We start from the raw sequence: 18,712 nt of genomic DNA on the forward strand, positions 1-18,712 counted from the left end.
GTTGTTAGAACGGGTTGGTGATAAAGGCTGGATTTAACGTGGACTCTCTGGATAGAACTAAATTTGCATCTATCTACGTATGTAATAAAGAAATCTGATAACGGTTGAAATATGATAGATATGAATAGACTTAAAACTTACTTTACCTTAGCATTCTCCTTATTATTACTAGGGAGTACCCAGGTATTGGCTCAGTCCGGTGGAAAAGACCTGGAGAATGAACTGAAAATGATCATGGCAGAGAATAACGGTATAGGAATGGCCGTAGTCGTGATCAAGGATAATAAGGTGGTTTATAATAAATCGCTAGGTTATAGTGATTTAGAGACGAAGTCGGTATTGGAAGACGATCATATATTTCGTATAGCTTCTATTTCCAAATCTTTTACCACCTCATCTCTATTGAAATTAGTCGAAAAGGGACAGGTCAGCCTACAGGATAATGTTAGTGACCTGATTGGGTTTCCGGTAGTAAACCCTAATTTTCCGGAAAAGGTCATTACCTTGGAAATGTTGCTCTCACACACGTCAAGTATGAATGATTCACAAAAATACAGCAGCTTAGATATCATCAATCCCGATAAAAACCCAACTTACGCCAAGAGCTATAGCGACTATCCTCCAGGCGCTAAGCATGTCTATTGCAATATGGGGTATAACCTGGCAGGCGCTATTTTAGAAAAACTGCAGGGGAAAAGATTTGACATTGTGATCCGAGAGCAGATTTTGAACCCTTTGGGTATTAAAAACGCGGGTTTTAATATCGATTCGCTAGATCATTCGAAATTTGCTTCATTGTATGTATTTGACTCGAAAACGGGTGATTTTACTAAATCAGATGTGGCTTATCGTAGATTAGATACCAAAGATTATGTCATCGGTTATACCGGCGCACGTTTTTCGCCTACAGGAGGCATGAAAATATCAGCATTGGATCTCGCTAGGTATATGCAGATGCATATGAATTATGGTATTTATAATGGGCATAGAATTCTGTCGGAACCTTCCTCTGCTTTGATGCAAAAGCCTTTTGCTGAAGTTAGTGAGACACGTCAGTACGGGTTGGCAATACGTATAGCCAAGGATCTAATTGCAGGAGAAACCATGATTGGTCATACGGGGTCGGCATCGGGATTACGCAGTGCCATGTTTTTTGAGCCACATAAGAAGTTTGGGTTTGTCGTGATCATCAATGGGATGGATCATACCTTACAAACGGATGGCTATGTAGCTTTGCAAAAGGAGGTTGTTAATACGTTATATCGCTGCTTTATAGAGGAGTAAAGTTAAGAGAGGGGGGCTTAATGTCTATAGACCCCGTTGTAATCAGGTGTCGTTTAATAAATGATACCTGATTTTTTTGTGTTTTATTATTATCTTTATTTGGTTTCTTTGAAAGTAGATTTAATGATCAGATTTAAAAAAAGCACGAAATGAGCGATCGTAAAGAATTAGATGCTATCGTTGAAAAAAATAATGATAATATACGTAAACTCCATGAGATCGTTAAGCAGACTATGGAGGAGGAAGCACTTATTGTAGATCGTTTGGTTCATCCTCCCAAAGAGGTTTTGAGTAGAGGGCAGCGCATATCGGATAGAGTAGCCCAATTTGGGGGAAGTTGGCGTTTTATAATTATTTTTATTGTTATTCTGCTGGTGTGGATTGCTTTTAATACGCTTGCCCTGAAAAACGAACAATTTGACCCTTATCCTTTTATTCTGATGAATCTTGTGCTTTCCTGTGTAGCAGCATTGCAAGCACCAATTATTATGATGAGCCAGAATAGGCAAGAGGAAAAGGATCGAATGCGGGGTGAAAATGACTACTTGGTGAATCTAAAAGCTGAACTGGAAATACGTAGTCTTCATCAAAAGATGGATATTTTACTTGAAGAGCAAATTAAGGGCCTATACGATACGCAACAGCAACAGTATAAGCTAATCAAACAGTTGTATCATAAGGTTGAAAAATTAGAGCATAAATTGGGTGAAAGAGACGTGTAATGGGTTCGTATATCGCCAAAAAAAATTGACCACTGTATCAAACGTATTGATAAGTGGTCAAATATGAAGGATGAACGGAAATAGGCTTAACGTTCGATATCCTTTAAACTGTTCATTTTTTTATATTCTAAGAACCCTTTTATATCTTCAAAGTGTTCACGAACACGTTTATTTCCAAATTCAAATACTTTGGTTGCTAGTCCATCGAGGAAATCCCTATCGTGGGACACTAAAATAAGAGTACCATCAAAATCCTGAAGTGCGTCTTTGATAATGTCTTTGGTCTTCATATCCAAATGATTGGTAGGCTCATCGAGTATCAATACGTTGACGGGCTCCAAAAGGAGTTTAATCATCGCTAATCTGGTTTTTTCACCGCCTGATAAGACTTTTACTTTTTTAGTGGTGTCGTCGCCACTGAACATAAAGGCGCCCAACATATCTTTGATCTTGACACGTACATCACCTACAGCAATCTGATCAATAGTTTCAAATACGGTTAATTCCTCATCGAGTAGGGCTGCTTGGTTTTGTGCGAAATAACCTATTTTTGCGTTATGACCTACTTTTAGGCTTCCTTCGAAGTCTATTTCACCCATAATAGCTTTGATCATGGTTGATTTACCTTCACCATTCTTACCGACAAAGGCAACTTTCTCTCCACGTTCTATGACCATCGCTGCTTTTTCGAATACCACATGGTCACCGTACTTTTTGGTGAGCTCTTCTACCATTACAGGGTACTGGCCTGAACGGGGCGAAGGCGGAAATTTTAAACGTAGGGCTGACGTATCGACTTCGTCTATCTCTATTATTTCTAGTTTTTCCAACATTTTAACCCGGGACTGTACTTGTAAGGTTTTGGAATAAGTCCCTCTAAAGCGGTCGATAAATTCTTGGTTATCCGCTATGAACCTTTGCTGTTCTTCGTATGCTTTTAATTGATGCAAACGACGATCCTTACGGAGTTCTAGGTAATGACTGTATTTTGCTTTGTAATCGTAGATACGTCCCATTGTTACTTCGATGGTACGGTTGGTGATATTGTCTACGAATGCTCTATCGTGGGAGATTACAATGACGGCTTTGGCCGAATTGATTAAAAAATCCTCTAACCATTGAATACTCTCGATATCCATGTGGTTGGTCGGCTCATCGAGAAGGATTAAGTCTGGCTTTTTTAATAAAATTTTGGCCAGTTCGATGCGCATGCGCCATCCTCCAGAGAACTCTGAGGTCTGACGTGTAAAATCTGTACGCTCGAAGCCCAATCCTTTGAGTACTTTTTCAACTTCAGCATCGTAATTGGTCTCTTCAATAGAGTAGAACTTTTCACTGAGTTCGGACACACGTTCGATTAGCTTCATGTAGTCGTCCGTTTCATAATCGGTACGTACGTTTAGCTGTTCATTCAGTGCTTCTAATTCATCACGCATCTGATAGACTTCTTCAAAAGCTTTTGAGGTTTCTTCAAAGACAGTCATATTGTCCTGCGTTAACAAATGTTGTGGCAAGTAGGCGATGACAGCATCTTTCGGTCCTGATACGTTACCGCTTGTAGGTTTGCCGGCACCGGCAATGATTTTTAATAAAGTGGACTTGCCAGCACCATTCTTGCCCATAAGGGCTATTTTATCATTTTCATTGATAGAAAAAGATACATCGCTAAAAAGAGTTGTCCCTCCAAATGATACGGAGACATTATTTACGTTGATCACGATACGCCTATGTTAAAATAAGTTGCAAAGATAGTATTTAGAAGTTAGATGTCGGATATCAGATTTGAGATAGTCGCTAGCAAAAAAAAGTGTTAACTATCTTTTCATCTAGAGCGATTTTGTCTGATGTTCTGGACAGTCTATACGGAGATCTGTGCTGGCTAAAGTTTGATTTAGCAATCGGCAATAATGAAGTGTCCCATTATCTGAAGATTGATAATAGGAACAGTTGATACACATTCTCTGAACACTTATTATTCCGGATTGATTGAGATGGGTGATGATTTCTAGAAGACTGGATAATAGGATTTCTTTACTCGTATCGTTTAATTTATGGATAGGTGTTCTTATTTCTTCTGTAAATAGGGAGGTCTGTCGAGCAATTTTTCTTCCTTTATCTGTTAGCCGGATGGTGTAGCTTCTTGTATCCTGTTCCTCATATTCCTTGACAATAAGTACTTTTTGTTCCAATGTTTTGACGGTCTCGCTGATCGTCGCTTTGGTCATGTTGAATTCTTCAGCGAGGTAACTTACCTTCCGATTTTCGGCGTCGTGGTGAAGTAGAAAAATCAAGAGTTGTATTTGAGTAGGCGTCAGAGGAAATTCTTTGCTCTGACGCCATAGCAACACACGAAAAGATTGGGTTATTCTTTCCAATGAAGCTACAATTTTGCTTTCTATATTGCTGTTCTGTTGTTCCAGATCAAAATCGGATCTGTTCATGGTGTATCCTGCTTATTTACAGTTTTCCATTTCATAGATAAAAACTCCTTTTTCTTTTATTTCATTCTGCCACTCCACTCTGACCTGCTCTATATGACAGAATTGACACTCATGGGATGTCAATGGCTGCCCTTCTTGATTCTTACTTTTTAGATAGTCCCTTCCATAATCGTAAATTATAGTGGCATCTGTTATTTCTGCGGGGACAATAATGTCAAAGTGCATAATCGTACCATCTTTTTTTGTTACGTAGGTATCCCAAACAGCTACTTGCATTTTTATTGATTTTAATGATTGTATGATTCTATTTTAATACGAAAAAATGCCCCACAAAGATAGCTATCCTATCCAAGTGGGGCAAGCATTTAACCTTTTACATCTGCAATCGATGCACCAAAGTTGATGTGTAACACATTACCTTGTGGTGTTACTAAAGCGGGGACGGATTTTACGCCAGCCTTCTCTGCTTCTTCTATCCGTTCTCTGACTTCACCGATATGTACGACTTCTACATTGTCGGTTCCTACAAGGTTGACGATGTCGTGCTCTGCACTAATGCAGACGGGACATCCAGCATGGTAAAAAATTGATTTTGACATGTTCACTAAAATTTTAATCTGTTTCTGAAGCAATATTGCCTTATTCAAAACTAGTTAGGATTCCTAACTATATCAAGAGGCATTGCTCTATTCGTGACTGGTCTACCGTTATTTTTTAATTCTGTCCTATCTTGGTTGGCTTGGGTTTTAGAAGCCGTATTTTACTTTAAGTATATTTTTCTTTGTGTTTACTTTTAAAACTCTCATTCCCTGAAGCTCTGCCGTATCGGTAACATGAGTGCCTCCACATGCATAATTCAAGTAGTTGCCTATTTTTACAAGTCTAATGCTTGTATCGGCTTTTGGGGTGAAGTGAGAAGTTTTAAAGGAGTCTTTGTATTCAGAAGAACTTGTTGAAACTACCTTGGAATGAACTGGAATCTTTTGGAGAATCAGGGTATCTAAGATATTTTTGATGTCTTCTATAGCAATGTTTTGGATTGTTTGCCCTGTGTCAAACTCTATTGCGCTATTGCTGGGGTAATGTGAACCCTTGATTGGTGTAAGATTGAGTTTAAGCTCTTCATAGATTATCGAGGTGATAAGGTGTCCGGCGGTGTGTAGTCGGGAGTTTACCGCTCTCTTGGTGGGATCAATTCTTAGCGTGATAATTGCATTGTCTTCTATTTCCTGCTTATCGATGTAGATTTTTAGACTATTAGCATTAAAAGATCCTTTTATTATTGGACTGGTAGTATTGCCAATGGTTATTTCTGCAGTGTCGCTTTCTTGTCCCCCTCCACCTGGGAAATAGCAGGATTCCTGAGGTATCACAAAGAATCCATTTTCATCCGTGCCATAATCTAGGATCTGTGTTTGGTTTAGCGCAGTCTCGGGACTGTGGTAGTATATCAAGTGTGTTTCCATATTTGTTTTGGTATTTGACCGGTGTAAAACTGGGGTATTTAAAGGAAATAAAATAGGAGGTTCATAACATCTGGTAATTGGTTAACATTCGTTATCGGTTGTTAGTATATTTTACTTGTGAGTGGCGTTTAGCCAATTTTCGAAATTAGGGGTATTCTCCACATATTTCTGTTATTTATCTTTTCTATTATATCCAAGAATATCCAATACCTGATCTTCGTTTTGTTGCTCTGAAAAGACATCTACCTTGATTTCGCCTCGCTGATCGCGGTCAATCAGTATATGTTTTGGATGTGGGATAAGGCAATGGTGAATTCCACCGAAACCTCCTATGCTTTCCTGATAGGCACCGGTATTGAAGAAGCCAATGTAAAGAGGTTTGTCTTTATTGAATTTTGGAAGATATATGGCATTAAGGTGTTGTTCGGAGTTGTAGTAGTCTTCGCTGTCGCAGGTGACACCCCCTAAAAGTACGCGTTCGTAGTTCTCGTTCCAACGATTTAATGCGAGCAGGATAAAGCGGCTATTGATAGCCCATGAATCGGGAAGGGTGGTGATGAAAGACGAATCGATCATATTCCACCTTTCACGGTCATTCTGTTTTTTCTGGTAAGCGACTTTATAAATAGCACCAGCACTTTCTCCTACTGTAAATGATCCGAATTCCGTGAAAATCTTAGGTTCCGGGATATGAGCTTCGCTACATGCATTCTTGATCTGGCTGAGAATTTCCTCCACCATATATTCATAGTCATATTCGAATGCCAAGGAGTTTTTAATGGGGAAACCACCTCCTATATCCAAACTGTCAAGACTAGGACATTCTTTTTTCAGCTCTACGTATATTTTTATACATTTCAATAATTCATTCCAGTAGTAGGAGGTATCGCGAATGCCTGAGTTGATAAAAAAATGAAGCATTTTTAGCTCGACGCTATCATTGTTTTTTATCTCGTTGCGATAGTAGGTAAGAATGTTCTTGTAGCCTATGCCTAACCGTGAAGTGTAAAATTCAAACTTTGGACTTTCTTCGGAAGCAATCCTTATACCTACATTGATTTTTTTGTCACCTTTGGCCAATAGTAAGTTCAGCTCTTCATAATTATCCAGGATGACAATTACATTGTTTTCTCTAGCCTTGTTCAACCTTATTATATTATCTAGATATTGTGCGTTCTTAAAGCCATTACATAATATGGAGGTGCTGTTACTTATTTTATTTTCACTGATTAGTTTTTCTACTATGTTTATATCAAAAGCAGATGAGGTTTCAATATGAACATTATTCTTGAGTACTTCTTCTAATACAAAACTAAAATGCGAGCTTTTTGTACAGTAGCAATAGTGATATTCGCCCTGATAGCTGATTTTTTTCATTGCTTTTTGGAACCAAGACTTCGAACGTTGGATATTCTGTGATATGCGTGGTAGGTAGGTGAATTTAAGCGGGGTACCATGCGCTGCAACGAGTTGCATGAGGTCGACACCGTGAAAAAGTAGCTGATTACTTGAGTCGAGTGTAAATTCCGGCTGCGGGAATACAAATGTCTGGTCGATTAGATCAATATATTTTGTTTTCATTTTACGATTTAGGGTTGGGTAAAAAGACTCCGGGATCACCTGATATGAAGTTATCTGTTATTCTTGAGCGTAGTATTCAGGCGATCACCGAAGCCGGTACTCCAATTTAATAAGGTGGATATTTATCTTTAGGAAAGATTGACGATTTCTTTCTTTTTAATGCTGTTTTTTTTGTCTTTGTTGAACCACTTGAACTTACCATTGATCACCATATAAGCCAAGAGCCCAGCTACTAGCCCCCAAAAAGCTCCACCGATATCAAATAGACTAATATTTGCAGCAGAAACTAAAAATGTGATCAGCGCTACTTCTCTGGTCTTTACATCTGCCATGGCACTGGATATACTGCCTGCAATGGTACCTAATAATGCCAAGCCCGCCAACATCGCGATGAAGGAAGAGGGAAATGCCATGAACAGCGCAACAAAGGTCACCCCGAAAATGCCTACCAAGGAATACAGGATGCCACATGTTATGCCGGCAATATATCTTTTTTTGGGATTTTCGTGTGTATCCCTTCCTGTAGCTATTGCTGCTGTAATGGCTGCAATGTTAAATGGAGACGAACCAAAGACAGCAAATACCATAGACCCTAAGCCGGTAGCAGTCAGTATCGGATTGGCACTCATGTCCTTGTAACCATCATTTTGGAGGACAAGCATACCGGGCATGTATTGCCCTGTCAAAGTGATTATAAAGAGGGGTAAAGCAACACTCAATAGAGCATTGGCCGAGAATACAGGTGCAGTAAATACAGGTTTGGATAGACTCCATTCGAGTGTGCTAAAAGTGATACTATCAGTAATCAGGAGGTAGGAAAGTCCGATGACCAAAACCCCTAATATGGCATATCTTGATGTAAGGCGTTTTAGAAATAAAAATGCGACAAACAGAAGACAGACCAATACTGGGTCTATGGATATTTCTTTGAATGCATTGATCCCGAAAGGGAAGAGGATACCAGCCAATAATCCTGCAGCAATCCCTTGTGGGATTAATTTGATCACGCGGTCGAACATTCCGGAAAGCCCAAGTATAAGAAAAGCAGCACCTGATACGACATAGGCACCGATGGCTTCGGAATAAGGTACTGTAGCCAGTGCCGTGATGAGGAATGCCGCTCCTGGGGTTGACCATGCGGTAATGATGGGCGTTTTGTAGCGTATGCTCAACCAAAGCCCTGTCAATCCTGTTCCAAGTGAAACCGCCCATACCCATGACGAGGTCAATTCGGGACTTAATCCTGCTACTTTTGCTGCCTGAAAAATTAAAATAAAGGTACCTCCATAATTTACGATCACAGAAACGAAACCTGCGATGATGATACTTGGTAGATCACTGGCTTTTAGTTTGTCTTCTTCTTTAGTTTTCATTGATGACACTGGTTTAATGTTGTTAAAGAAATATTGAAAAAGGATCTAGGATATCAGATAAACTATTCTTTTTATATCTATAAACCCTCTTGAACTTTGCGACAAAAGTAAATCTAAATAGATATGCATGGATGGTACAGATTCTTTATTATTGAGGGACCAGATTAATTATTTGGTCAGTAGTCAAACCGTTTTGAAAATAAAGGAGTTGCGATACTGTGCAGTGTCTTATCGGCGATATTGAGATAGCTCAGTTACGTTGTTTTTAAATAACCTAGTGTCTTTATCGCCTGGTCTAGGTGAATAAAACAAACTGCACTACTTTACTCCTCCAATTTACTCCTAGCTTTATGCCCATGATTCAGTTGGTGCTGATGGTTTATAAATATTTATTATGGGTATGAAATATAATTTTGGAGCGGGTCCTGGTAAGTTGGCAAAGGAGGTTCTGGCAGAAGCAGCGGTAGCAGTTCGTGATTTCAATAATACTGGACTTTCTATCTTGGAGATATCGCATAGGAGTGAGCATTTTATAGAGGTGCTTAATGAAACAGAGCAGTTGGCACGTCAATTATTGGCTGTGCCTGATACACATGATATTATTTTTTTGCAAGGTGGAGCGAGTTCTCATTTTGCGATGGTGCCCATGAACCTGTTGCCCGATGATGGAACCGCTATCTATCTAGACACAGGGGTGTGGTCTAGTAAAGCAATCGCTGAAGCCAAAAAGTTTGGTAGAGTATCTGTTGTAGCTAGCTCTGTCAATGCGGATTATAGCTTTTATCCCAAGGAGTATACTGTTCCAAAAGATGCTGCATATTACCATTTTACTTCCAATAATACCATATATGGGACAGGGACCTTCGAGACTCCCCAAGTAGATATACCTTTAGTATGTGATATGTCTTCTGATATTTTTAGTCGGGATATTGATGTGTCTGCCTATAGTCTCATCTATGCTGGAGCGCAAAAGAATACAGGGCCAGCGGGTATGACGCTAGTCATTATAAAAAAAGGAATTCTGGGAAGAACAGGACGGGATATACCGACGATCTTCGACTATGGAGTGCATGTGGCTCACAGGTCACTATATAATACACCAGCGGTATACTCCATATATGTAACGATGCTTAATTTACGTTGGTTAGCCGCTAAGGGGGGAGTATCCGTTATCGAACAGGAAAATATACGTAAAGCGGCGCTTTTGTATCAGGAGATTGATGATAATCCTCTTTTTTCCGGAACAGCAAGGAAAGAAGACCGCTCGCGTATGAATGTCACTTTTGTCATGAACTCTAAAGATCTGGAATATGAATTTTCGACTTTCGCATCGCAGAGAGGTATCGTAGGAATAGCTGGACACCGGCATGTCGGTGGATTTAGAGCGTCACTGTATAATGCAGTGGATTTAAAAGCTGTCGAGTTTTTGGTAGAGACTATGCGTGAGTTTACACGGATAAAGCAATATTGATATATTAACCCAATTTAAGTTTGCCATGGAAAACAAGAAAATTGAAATGCCCCACCTGAACCAGTTATGTAGAGCGATATTTCAACAGAATAAGGAGAAAGGATTTTGGAATAGAGAGATCAATATAGGAGAATGCTTGATGTTAATTACAGGCGAGCTCGGAGAGGCTTTGGAGGCTGATCGAAAAGGTAGACGTGTTAGGTTTATTGATTTTGAGGAAACGGTCGAAAAAGCAGGGTACCAGTTGTACGAATTCGCAATGGATCGCCATTATAAAGTGTTATCTCAACTGTTTCTGGATATGGTAAAGGACACTTTAGAAGATGAGATTGCCGATGCTGTCATTCGGTTATTCGATCTCGCAGCAGCACTTGATATTGATCTGGAAAGTCATATCTGGGCAAAATTGATGTATAATAAGGGACGGGCTGAATTACATGGTAAATTGTATTAATCGGAAATAAAAAACACAAGTGATCAGTCAATCGACATACCTGCCAAAATCTCATGAGATAAATCATCAGTATAATATTTTAGGTGCAATTACCATCGCTCATTTTATAAATGATATGATGCAGGCCATTATTCCTGCAATATATCCCCAATTAGAAAGAACATATCATCTTTCGCTGAGCCAGATTGGTGTTATTACATTATGTGCACAGCTCTCAGCTTCGGTATTTCAACCCGTGGTAGGCTGGCTTACCGATAAATATCCACAACCGTTTTCGCAGTTGACAGCTATGGCTTTGAGCAGTTGCGGGATAATTGTACTTGCTTACGCAAATACTTATTTTCAGATCATTATAGCAGTAATGTGCATCGGGATTGGAGCTTCAATTTTCCATCCTGAATCTTCTAGAGTAGCAAATCTAGCTTCAGGAGGAAGATTAAATATGGCTCAGGCGATATTTCAATTGGGCGGATATGCTGGCCTGGCCTGTGCACCGTTATTGGTAGTTATGGTTATTCTCCCCAATGGACAGCAGTCTGTACTTTGGTTATTACTACTAACTTTTTTGGGGAAAATTCTGCTTTTGTATGTGGGACTGTGGAGAAGAAGAATTTTACAATCTGGTTTTCAGAAGGCAAATCGTCATATGGAAGATATCCGTCCATTAAATAGAAAACAAGTGAGAAGAAGTATCGTCGTTCTTTTGTTGTTAATATTCTCTAAATATTTTTACAGCGCAGGAATTAGTAATTATTTTCAGTTTTACGCGATAGGTAATTTTGGAGCCACGGAAGAACAAGCTCAAATGTACCTTTTTTATTTTCTTCTCTCAACTGCTATAGCTACGTTAATAGGTGCGTTGGTCGCGGATCGCTGGGGTAAAATATTTGTCATCCGTTTATCTGTATTGGGCAGTATTCCGTTCGCTGTTATGGTTCCTTATGGAGACATTACCACCGCTGTGGTGTTGATTACTGTAGTGGGATTTTTGATTTCTTTGTCATTTTCTCCAATATTGGTATACGCCCAACAACTGATGCCCAACAAAATTGGCATGGTATCCGGATTGTTTTATGGAGTAGCTATGGGAATGAGTGGGATAGGGACTGCAATTCTGGGAAGTTTGGCAGACGTGAAGGGTATAGATTATATACAGAATATAATTAGTCTATTGCCTCTTCTGGGGCTTGTAGTTTTTCTTTTTCCTCAACGAACTAAAGACGGTTTTTATATTGCTTAGCTGTTTGTTTTTTGTAGTCTCCTGGAGTCATTCCATAGTAATTTTTGAATGTTTTAATAAAGTGGCTTTCATCTGCAAACCCACATTGGTAAGCGATACCTGCGTTGGATAGGTCTCCACGATCGAGGAGTTCTCTGCTGAGCTCAATCTTTCGTCTGCGGATGAATCGACTAAGATCTTCGCCAAAATAACGTCGGAAAGTCCGTGAAAGATGGACCGCTGAGATTCCAATCTGCTCCGCCAATTGCTGTAAATCTAACTGGTTAACGTCGTAAGAATCAGCTATGATTTCCTGGAGTCTATTGACCCATTTGGGAGGATGTCCTAATGTAATTTTTTGTGTATCGCGTTGTAATAGTGCAAAAGCCTGTAGCAACATGCCTTCAATCGCTATGGGGGTGACGGCATCTTGTACGTTGAGCTCTTTGTATATATTTTGGAATAGAGATTTAATCTCGGGATGATGTATGTTTATGCTACCCTCTATGATATCGGGGTTTAATTCTTTTTGATAAAACCATTTCTTTTCAATCTCGATATGAAAATAATTGACACCTTCGGAGATACTTTCATTGTAATGGGGTTCTTGCCAATTGTGATAGAGTAATGTATTGCGCGAACATTGTATTTTCTCTTTTTTATTGACCTCCATAAAATTACCCTTGACGCTGTAAAGGAAGTAAGCATTCTCATGATAATGCCAAGGTACGTGGGAATTAGGAGCTATTACCGCTTCGCTTATAATGAGGTTGTTGAATCTAATCTTTCTTTTGCTCTCTCCGAAATGTTGGCCTAATGTTAATGATTTCATGTTTCTAGCTTTAGGTATTTTGCTTTTCTATATACTGTTGTAACATCTTACGTGTTCTGCGTTTGATGCGATCTACTAAGGTTTTGGGTGCTAATACTTTCACCGATTCTCCAAAACCTAATATTTCGCGTTCCAGTTCGAAATTCAATACCACATCGAGGCGAATTAATACGGTACCATCGGCTTCGGTCTTCAGGAGTTGTTGAGATGGGTGTATGGGTTTGGTTGTGACATAGGGCGCATTTTTGGAATCGACCTGTAATATGACACGATGCCCTCTGTCTTTTTCTGATTTTGTGACACCGATAGTGTCTGCATAATAGCGTTCGAAATCTATACCACTGTAGGGGACGTATCCCGATTTTTCCATTTCATTCAGATCTTCTATACGATCTAGCGCTAGTGTAATCAGTGTTTTTCCTTTTTTGGGTTGACAGATGACAAACCACCTGTTTCGGTATTCTTTGAGTAGATAGGGATAATATACGGTTTCTTGTTCGGTTTTTGACTTAAACGATTTATAACTTATGAGTAGTGGGATCTGCTCTCGTATCGCCTTATGTATGGGCGTAATCCAATTCAATCCTTTTAATAGATTGTTGCTCTCCAGTTGTATATGCGAAGCGGATTTGTCGGTCTGCTTGGACAGGCTGTTTTCTAAACGCACAATCATGTCACTCATTTCTTCAAAATAGGAGAAACCATTAAGGTGCTTTAGAATGTCAACAGCATCTTTCATCTTAGATATATCACGGTCAGAGAGAGGCGAATTGCTGATGGAATAGTGGGGGTCGTCGTAGGTGTAGAACTTACGGTTGAGAACGACAATGGGCGCATTATAGCCTAGTTTATTGCTTCGCATTAATTGTATGTCTCCCTGTACGGTTCTTTTGCTTACTCCACTATGGATACCTTCAAACTCATAAAGACCATCGGAAACCCGTTCTATTAAGTCTTCTAGTGTCCATTTGCGGTGGGTCTGCCGAAGACAGCTGTCAATGATTTTGTATCGGATGAGCGCGAGTTTATTCGTTGCCATGTGTGAGGTAAGAAAAATATGTACAGTGTAAATATAGGGTATTTATTTTACTACGCATTCTATTTGCGTAATATCATTTTTTTATTCTTTTGTTGTTTTTATTATAGATGATAAACAGGTTTTTATGCTTTTTTTGTATTCTTTTTTTTAATACGCATAACCGTTGCGTAGTGATGGCCGCACCTTTGTAATGTCGGTAACGACAATTGTTCTTTGATTAAAAATAGCGTCAAGCTTTAAGATAGGTGCATAATGCACAAAGAAGCCTTTAATATCGTGTAGGCTGCCCTGGTCTCCTGTTTCTGCATAGCAGGATAGTGTTGGTTCAATAGAATACAATATGCTGGCAAAGTATACGGTTTAGAGGAAATGAGTTGCGCGGTGCGCAACTACAGCGTTGTATGTCGCAGGTTCGAATCCTGCTTCCGACTCGTCGGGATAGTTCAGTCTGGTAGAACAACAACTCATCAAACGTGGGTTCGAATCCCACTTCTACGGGAGTAGAATAGCATAGTGGCCGAATGCACAGAATTTAGGGATTCTGCTTTGATTAAGTTTAGGCTTTCTTTCAAAAAGTCTCCATTAAAGCTTTTCGTCTTTTGTTCGGTCGTATTTATTTTTTAGAAAAGCTGAGTTCGTATCACTGATTCTTGCTGGAATAAAAGATGGATAGGACAATCGCAACCATACTCTGCAATTCAGAACAGGCATTTTTGCACCGTGGTCATAGGAATACTTTTATAACCTATGGGAATGGATATAAAATGCTCCTTTTGGATTCCGTTTGGGAGCGATGGACAGAACACGAAAAGCTTGTTAAGTAATTTAAAAACAGCATTAAAAAGAAATATCATGAAAAGAGTAACAGTAAATGTAAATCAGGTAGGTATAGTTGTTAAGCATAACTTGGCAGTGCGTGTGCTGACACAAGGAAAGTATTGGTTAGGTTTTGGCGAAAAATTGGAATGCTATGATCTGTCTAAGCCATTTCATACCGTTCATGACATCGATGTGTTGCTACAGATCGACGGTTTCGCGGCTGTGGTCGAAGTAGTCGATATCGCTGACGACGAATTGGCGCTGGTTTTTGTGAATAATAATTTTAATAAAGTACTTGCTGCGGGACGGCATGTGTTCTGGAAGGGATTGCAATCCTACCGTATACAGATTGAAAATATTTCAGATATTGCTATTTCCGATACGGTATCACGTCAACTTTTGGAAAAGCAAGCATTGGCTTACTATGTGCGTCAATATAAGGTCGAAGTGTGCGAAAAAGGTGTATTGTTTGTCGATGGAGTTTTTGTAAAGCTTCTGGAAGCCGGTACTTACTATTGGTGGAAGAATGCGACAAGTATTGCTGTGAGTAAGGTAGATGTACGTGTGACTACCCTAGAGATTACGGGACAAGAAATTCTGACGAAGGATAAAGCACAGCTAAGAATTAATTTCTCGGTACAATACCGGGTTAATTCGATCGAACGGGCTTTGGTAGAAAATAAGGATTTTGAAAAACAATTGTATTCGTCGATGCAGTTGGTATTACGTCGCTATATTGGACAGATGACGTTGGATGAATTAATGGAAAATAAAGTAGAAATTTCCAAATATGTGATTGAAGCTACAGCAGATGAAGCTGATGGTCTGGGGGTACGGTTATTGACGGGGGGGCTTAAGGATATTATCTTGCCAGGTGATGTGCGAGAGATCATGAACCAGGTATTGATTGCAGAGAAGCGGGCACAGGCTAATATTATTATGCGTCGAGAGGAAACAGCTTCTACAAGAAGCTTGTTGAATACAGCCAAGTTAATGGAGGAGAATACGATGTTGTTCAAGTTGAAGGAGATGGAGTATGTGGAGAAGATCGCGGAGAAGATCAACAGTATCTCGGTATCTGGAAATGGGCAGATCGTAGATCAATTAAAACAGTTGTTCGTTAAGTAGGGGCGCTGTAGGAAAAAATAGAAGTAAATTTTAAAGCAACACTTGTATAATTTTAACAGGAAATGGAAAATAAGAGAATCAATGGTAATGATTTACTAGCGATAGGTTATAAAGAGAATCATGCGATGGGGGTCGCACTGAAGATTAATAAGAAGCGATTAGGTTTTACGCGTGAACAGATGTTAGCCAATTTTAAAGAGGTATTAACGGATCCAAACGAATTTTTGACGGACGAAGTATTCAAGCCATTGGCTGAAGTGTTATTACTACAGGATAGCATCATGGACGAATGTATTCCCTTACGTGATGAATCCTTAGCCTATAGGGTGTTTGGAGAAGAACATATTGAGGCAGGAGCAAGAAAACAGATGGATATAGCCATGCGATTGCCTGTTACTGTTACGGGAGCGCTTATGCCGGATGCTCATCAGGGGTATGGCCTACCTATCGGAGGTGTGTTGGCTACTGATAATGCAGTGATACCATATGGAGTAGGGGTAGATATCGGTTGCCGTATGGCTTTATCTGTATTTGATATCCCGGCGACTTATATTGAGGAATATAAAGATAGATTGGAGGCATTGATTATGAAGCACACGCGTTTTGGAGCTGGTAACGGATATCTGAAGCACGAGCGTGTAGATCATAGTGTCTTAGATAGTTCTGTTTTTGAGTCCAATGCTTTTGTTCGGGCCTTGAAAGATAAGGCTTGGACGCAATTGGGGTCTTCGGGCGGGGGGAATCACTTCGTTGAATTTGGGGTAATGGAGTTTGCAGATTCAGATCCAGCTTTAGGGGTAGAAAAAGGGAAATATCTAGCGCTGTTGACACATTCTGGATCGCGTGGATTAGGTGCGACTATCGCAGGGCATTATACAAAGCTGGCAAAGCAATTGTGTAAGCTTCCCTATCAGGCAGAGAATCTGGCTTATCTTGATTTGAATTCGGCAGAGGGACAAGAATACTGGTTGGCGATGAACCTGGCAGGAGATTATGCTTCTGCCTGTCACGAGGTAATCCATGATAAGATTAGACTTGCATTGGGAGCTGCTCTCTTGACGAAGATTGAGAACCACCATAATTTTGCCTGGAAAGAACAGTATAATGGAACAGAGGTAATTGTGCACCGTAAAGGGGCAACACCAGCAGGTAAAGGGGTAATGGGAATTATTCCTGGTTCTATGGCTACTCCAGGTTTTTTAGTCCGCGGTAAGGGGGAGGTGGCCGCTGTCAACTCAGCATCGCATGGTGCCGGACGATTGATGAGTCGTACACAGGCTATTAAGACGTTGTCTGCAATGGAATTGAAGATGATGCTTGCTGATAATGGGGTGCGTTTGTTGGGAGCGGGAATGGATGAAGCACCAATGGCATACAAAGATATCCATACGGTAATGGCCGCTCAAACTGGATTGGTGGATGTGGTAGCTACTTTTTTACCTAAGATTGTTCGTATGGCAGACGATGGTTCTCGAGAAGATTAGGGTATTCTATTGGCTATATAAATTTTCTGGATAAGGGTTGCAACTCGTTGCAACCCTTATCCAGAAAATTTATATAGGTATAAACTTATTTTATTTAAGCTGTATTTTTACAAATCCCGTTAGTGTTCCACCTTCTTTTACTTCGAACGATTTCGTAGCGGTATTGGTAGCGTAGTTATACTCGTAGTACGCATTTGCTCCTGAAGAAACAGCACCTCTTAATAATACTTTATTATCAACCTCTACCACAGCTAGGGCCGCACCAGGATTGATTCCAGTAGGTATACCTTCAATCTCTTTAAAGGATTTTTTAGTGACATCTACGACGTGGAATTTCCAGATGTCTTTGCTGTTTATATTTCCAGTTGGCCCTCCAGTTAACGGATCTGTATTTAAGACGAGAATTAGCTGACCGTTTTTAGCATGCACCCCCACAAACTTGCCATCATCTGCTGCTCTGAAATCGGAGAAGCGCAGTGTCCAGTCCTTGTCAATATCGGTTTCGTTGGCTTTTATACGGACTATTTTGGATTTTCCTCCAAGTCCCTGTGCATGGGTTCCCTGCGTTACGATATAAAGGTCCCCATTGGTGTCAAAATCGTACATCGGATTATCGTTGATATAGGCAATACCTCCTGTATTTTCTATTTTTATGGTTTTTTCGTATTTGCCCGTAGCTATATCTATGACCGCTATGTAGACGTCAGGAAAATAGTCGTCAAAAAATCCAGCTTGAGTCGTATTCAGTTTGCCATAGGTGATGTTCGCAAATAACTTGCCTCCTTTTATGGCAAGAAACTTTTGGCCTATGGATTTAAATTTGATGCCATTGACATCACTTTCTTTGATGTTTGCATTCACCACTTGAGCAAGGTCTATGGAACCTGTATTTCTCATCCCAGCAGGGCTGAATTTTTGGATATTCAGAGGTTCTGCAGCATCCCAATAAAAACCGGATGTTTCATTTTGTATTACAAAATTTCCCGTTCCATTATATTTAGCGGCTTCGGTTTGGTTTTTGGAAGAAATGAATTTCCCTACAGTAACTTTTCCGTTAGGAGCAATTTCAATTTTTTCGATACCTTGAGCGGCATCACTGCTACGCACCATTTTAAAGATCCAGTTGCCATTGGGTCTCCAGCCTGCCATACCTTTGACGCCTTGTAGAGTCTTTTCTCCTGTAACATTGGAGATTGTACCGCTCGGGTATTGATCAAATGCCGATATGTAGCCGCCGCCATTGGGCTGGTTGCGATCGCTGACCGTCATTACGACGTATTTAGATTGCGATTGTTCTTCAGGGTCGGGATCAGAAGTTTTGTCGCTTTTACAGGCTCCAAAAAATAGAGTCGTTGACAATAGTCCTAATACAAAATTAAAACCGATCTTATTCATGATA

General features: G+C 40.0%; 17 protein-coding genes. 7 read left to right on the plus strand and 10 right to left on the minus strand.

What is annotated here, in order from left to right; all coding sequences use genetic code 11:
* The first annotated feature begins 120 nt into the window (after nt 1-120).
* Both JKG61_RS01575 and JKG61_RS01580 read left to right on the plus strand, forming a co-directional pair.
* Nucleotides 121-1,284, plus strand: a complete 1,164-nt coding sequence (locus JKG61_RS01575; RefSeq protein ID WP_202101235.1) for a serine hydrolase domain-containing protein — start codon at nt 121-123, stop codon at nt 1,282-1,284.
* A 149-nt stretch (nt 1,285-1,433) separates the two neighbouring features.
* Nucleotides 1,434-2,006: a DUF1003 domain-containing protein gene (locus JKG61_RS01580; RefSeq protein ID WP_202101236.1), complete on the plus strand. Its 573-nt coding sequence runs from the start codon at nt 1,434-1,436 to the stop codon at nt 2,004-2,006.
* 86 nt (nt 2,007-2,092) lie between these two features.
* Here the strand turns inward: JKG61_RS01580 and JKG61_RS01585 are convergent, their stop codons facing one another.
* The 7 genes from JKG61_RS01585 to JKG61_RS01615 form a co-directional block, all read right to left on the minus strand.
* Nucleotides 2,093-3,724, minus strand: a complete 1,632-nt coding sequence (locus JKG61_RS01585; RefSeq protein ID WP_202101237.1) for an ABC-F family ATP-binding cassette domain-containing protein — start codon at nt 3,722-3,724, stop codon at nt 2,093-2,095.
* A gap of 108 nt (nt 3,725-3,832) precedes the next feature.
* Nucleotides 3,833-4,447 (minus strand): MarR family winged helix-turn-helix transcriptional regulator, encoded by a 615-nt coding sequence (locus JKG61_RS01590; protein WP_202101238.1) that lies wholly within the window; start codon nt 4,445-4,447, stop codon nt 3,833-3,835.
* Between the two features lie 12 nt (nt 4,448-4,459).
* Nucleotides 4,460-4,723, minus strand: a complete 264-nt coding sequence (locus tag JKG61_RS01595) for a DUF2024 family protein (protein ID WP_202101239.1) — start codon at nt 4,721-4,723, stop codon at nt 4,460-4,462.
* Nucleotides 4,724-4,812: 89 nt separating this feature from the next.
* On the minus strand, nt 4,813-5,046 hold the full coding sequence (locus tag JKG61_RS01600; RefSeq protein WP_202101240.1) for a thioredoxin family protein: 234 nt from the start codon (nt 5,044-5,046) through the stop codon (nt 4,813-4,815).
* 147 nt (nt 5,047-5,193) lie between these two features.
* The gene (locus JKG61_RS01605) at nt 5,194-5,913 is read right to left on the minus strand and encodes an alanyl-tRNA editing protein (protein ID WP_202101241.1); all 720 of its coding nucleotides are present in this window, start codon (nt 5,911-5,913) and stop codon (nt 5,194-5,196) included.
* A 171-nt stretch (nt 5,914-6,084) separates the two neighbouring features.
* Complete coding sequence (locus JKG61_RS01610; RefSeq protein WP_202101242.1) at nt 6,085-7,494, minus strand: type III PLP-dependent enzyme domain-containing protein; 1,410 nt, start codon at nt 7,492-7,494, stop codon at nt 6,085-6,087.
* A gap of 128 nt (nt 7,495-7,622) precedes the next feature.
* Nucleotides 7,623-8,867, minus strand: coding sequence for a benzoate/H(+) symporter BenE family transporter (locus JKG61_RS01615; protein WP_202101243.1), 1,245 nt, complete (start codon nt 8,865-8,867; stop codon nt 7,623-7,625).
* 400 nt (nt 8,868-9,267) lie between these two features.
* Here JKG61_RS01615 and serC point away from each other — a divergent pair, with 400 nt between their 5' ends.
* From serC to JKG61_RS01630, 3 genes are read left to right on the plus strand one after another with little or no spacing between them, the layout of a single operon-like run.
* The gene (serC, locus tag JKG61_RS01620; RefSeq protein ID WP_202101244.1) at nt 9,268-10,338 is read left to right on the plus strand and encodes a 3-phosphoserine/phosphohydroxythreonine transaminase; all 1,071 of its coding nucleotides are present in this window, start codon (nt 9,268-9,270) and stop codon (nt 10,336-10,338) included.
* A gap of 25 nt (nt 10,339-10,363) precedes the next feature.
* Nucleotides 10,364-10,792: a nucleoside triphosphate pyrophosphohydrolase family protein gene (locus JKG61_RS01625; RefSeq protein ID WP_202101245.1), complete on the plus strand. Its 429-nt coding sequence runs from the start codon at nt 10,364-10,366 to the stop codon at nt 10,790-10,792.
* 19 nt (nt 10,793-10,811) lie between these two features.
* Nucleotides 10,812-12,032, plus strand: a complete 1,221-nt coding sequence (locus JKG61_RS01630; protein ID WP_317192360.1) for an MFS transporter — start codon at nt 10,812-10,814, stop codon at nt 12,030-12,032.
* On the opposite strand, the gene JKG61_RS01635 is transcribed toward JKG61_RS01630, so the two are convergent.
* Nucleotides 12,007-12,843, minus strand: coding sequence for a helix-turn-helix domain-containing protein (locus tag JKG61_RS01635; protein WP_202101246.1), 837 nt, complete (start codon nt 12,841-12,843; stop codon nt 12,007-12,009). The two genes, JKG61_RS01630 and JKG61_RS01635, sit on opposite strands and share 26 nt — an antisense overlap.
* A 10-nt stretch (nt 12,844-12,853) precedes the next feature.
* Nucleotides 12,854-13,882, minus strand: coding sequence for a helix-turn-helix transcriptional regulator (locus tag JKG61_RS01640; protein ID WP_202101247.1), 1,029 nt, complete (start codon nt 13,880-13,882; stop codon nt 12,854-12,856).
* A gap of 852 nt (nt 13,883-14,734) precedes the next feature.
* Here JKG61_RS01640 and JKG61_RS01645 point away from each other — a divergent pair.
* Together JKG61_RS01645 and JKG61_RS01650 are read left to right on the plus strand one after the other, a co-directional pair.
* A complete protein-coding gene (locus tag JKG61_RS01645; RefSeq protein ID WP_202101248.1) occupies nt 14,735-15,829 on the plus strand; it encodes a slipin family protein in 1,095 nt (364 codons plus the stop codon).
* Between the two features lie 62 nt (nt 15,830-15,891).
* A complete protein-coding gene (locus JKG61_RS01650; protein WP_202101249.1) occupies nt 15,892-17,313 on the plus strand; it encodes an RtcB family protein in 1,422 nt (473 codons plus the stop codon).
* A gap of 90 nt (nt 17,314-17,403) precedes the next feature.
* Here JKG61_RS01650 and JKG61_RS01655 read toward each other — a convergent pair whose 3' ends face one another.
* Nucleotides 17,404-18,708 carry a hypothetical protein gene (locus JKG61_RS01655; protein ID WP_202101250.1) on the minus strand — a complete coding sequence of 435 codons (1,305 nt, stop codon included), beginning with the start codon at nt 18,706-18,708 and terminating at the stop codon, nt 17,404-17,406.
* Between the last annotated feature and the right edge of the window lie 4 nt (nt 18,709-18,712).

The sequence above is a fragment of the Sphingobacterium faecale genome (assembly GCF_016746095.1).
Taxonomy (GTDB): domain Bacteria; phylum Bacteroidota; class Bacteroidia; order Sphingobacteriales; family Sphingobacteriaceae; genus Sphingobacterium; species Sphingobacterium faecale.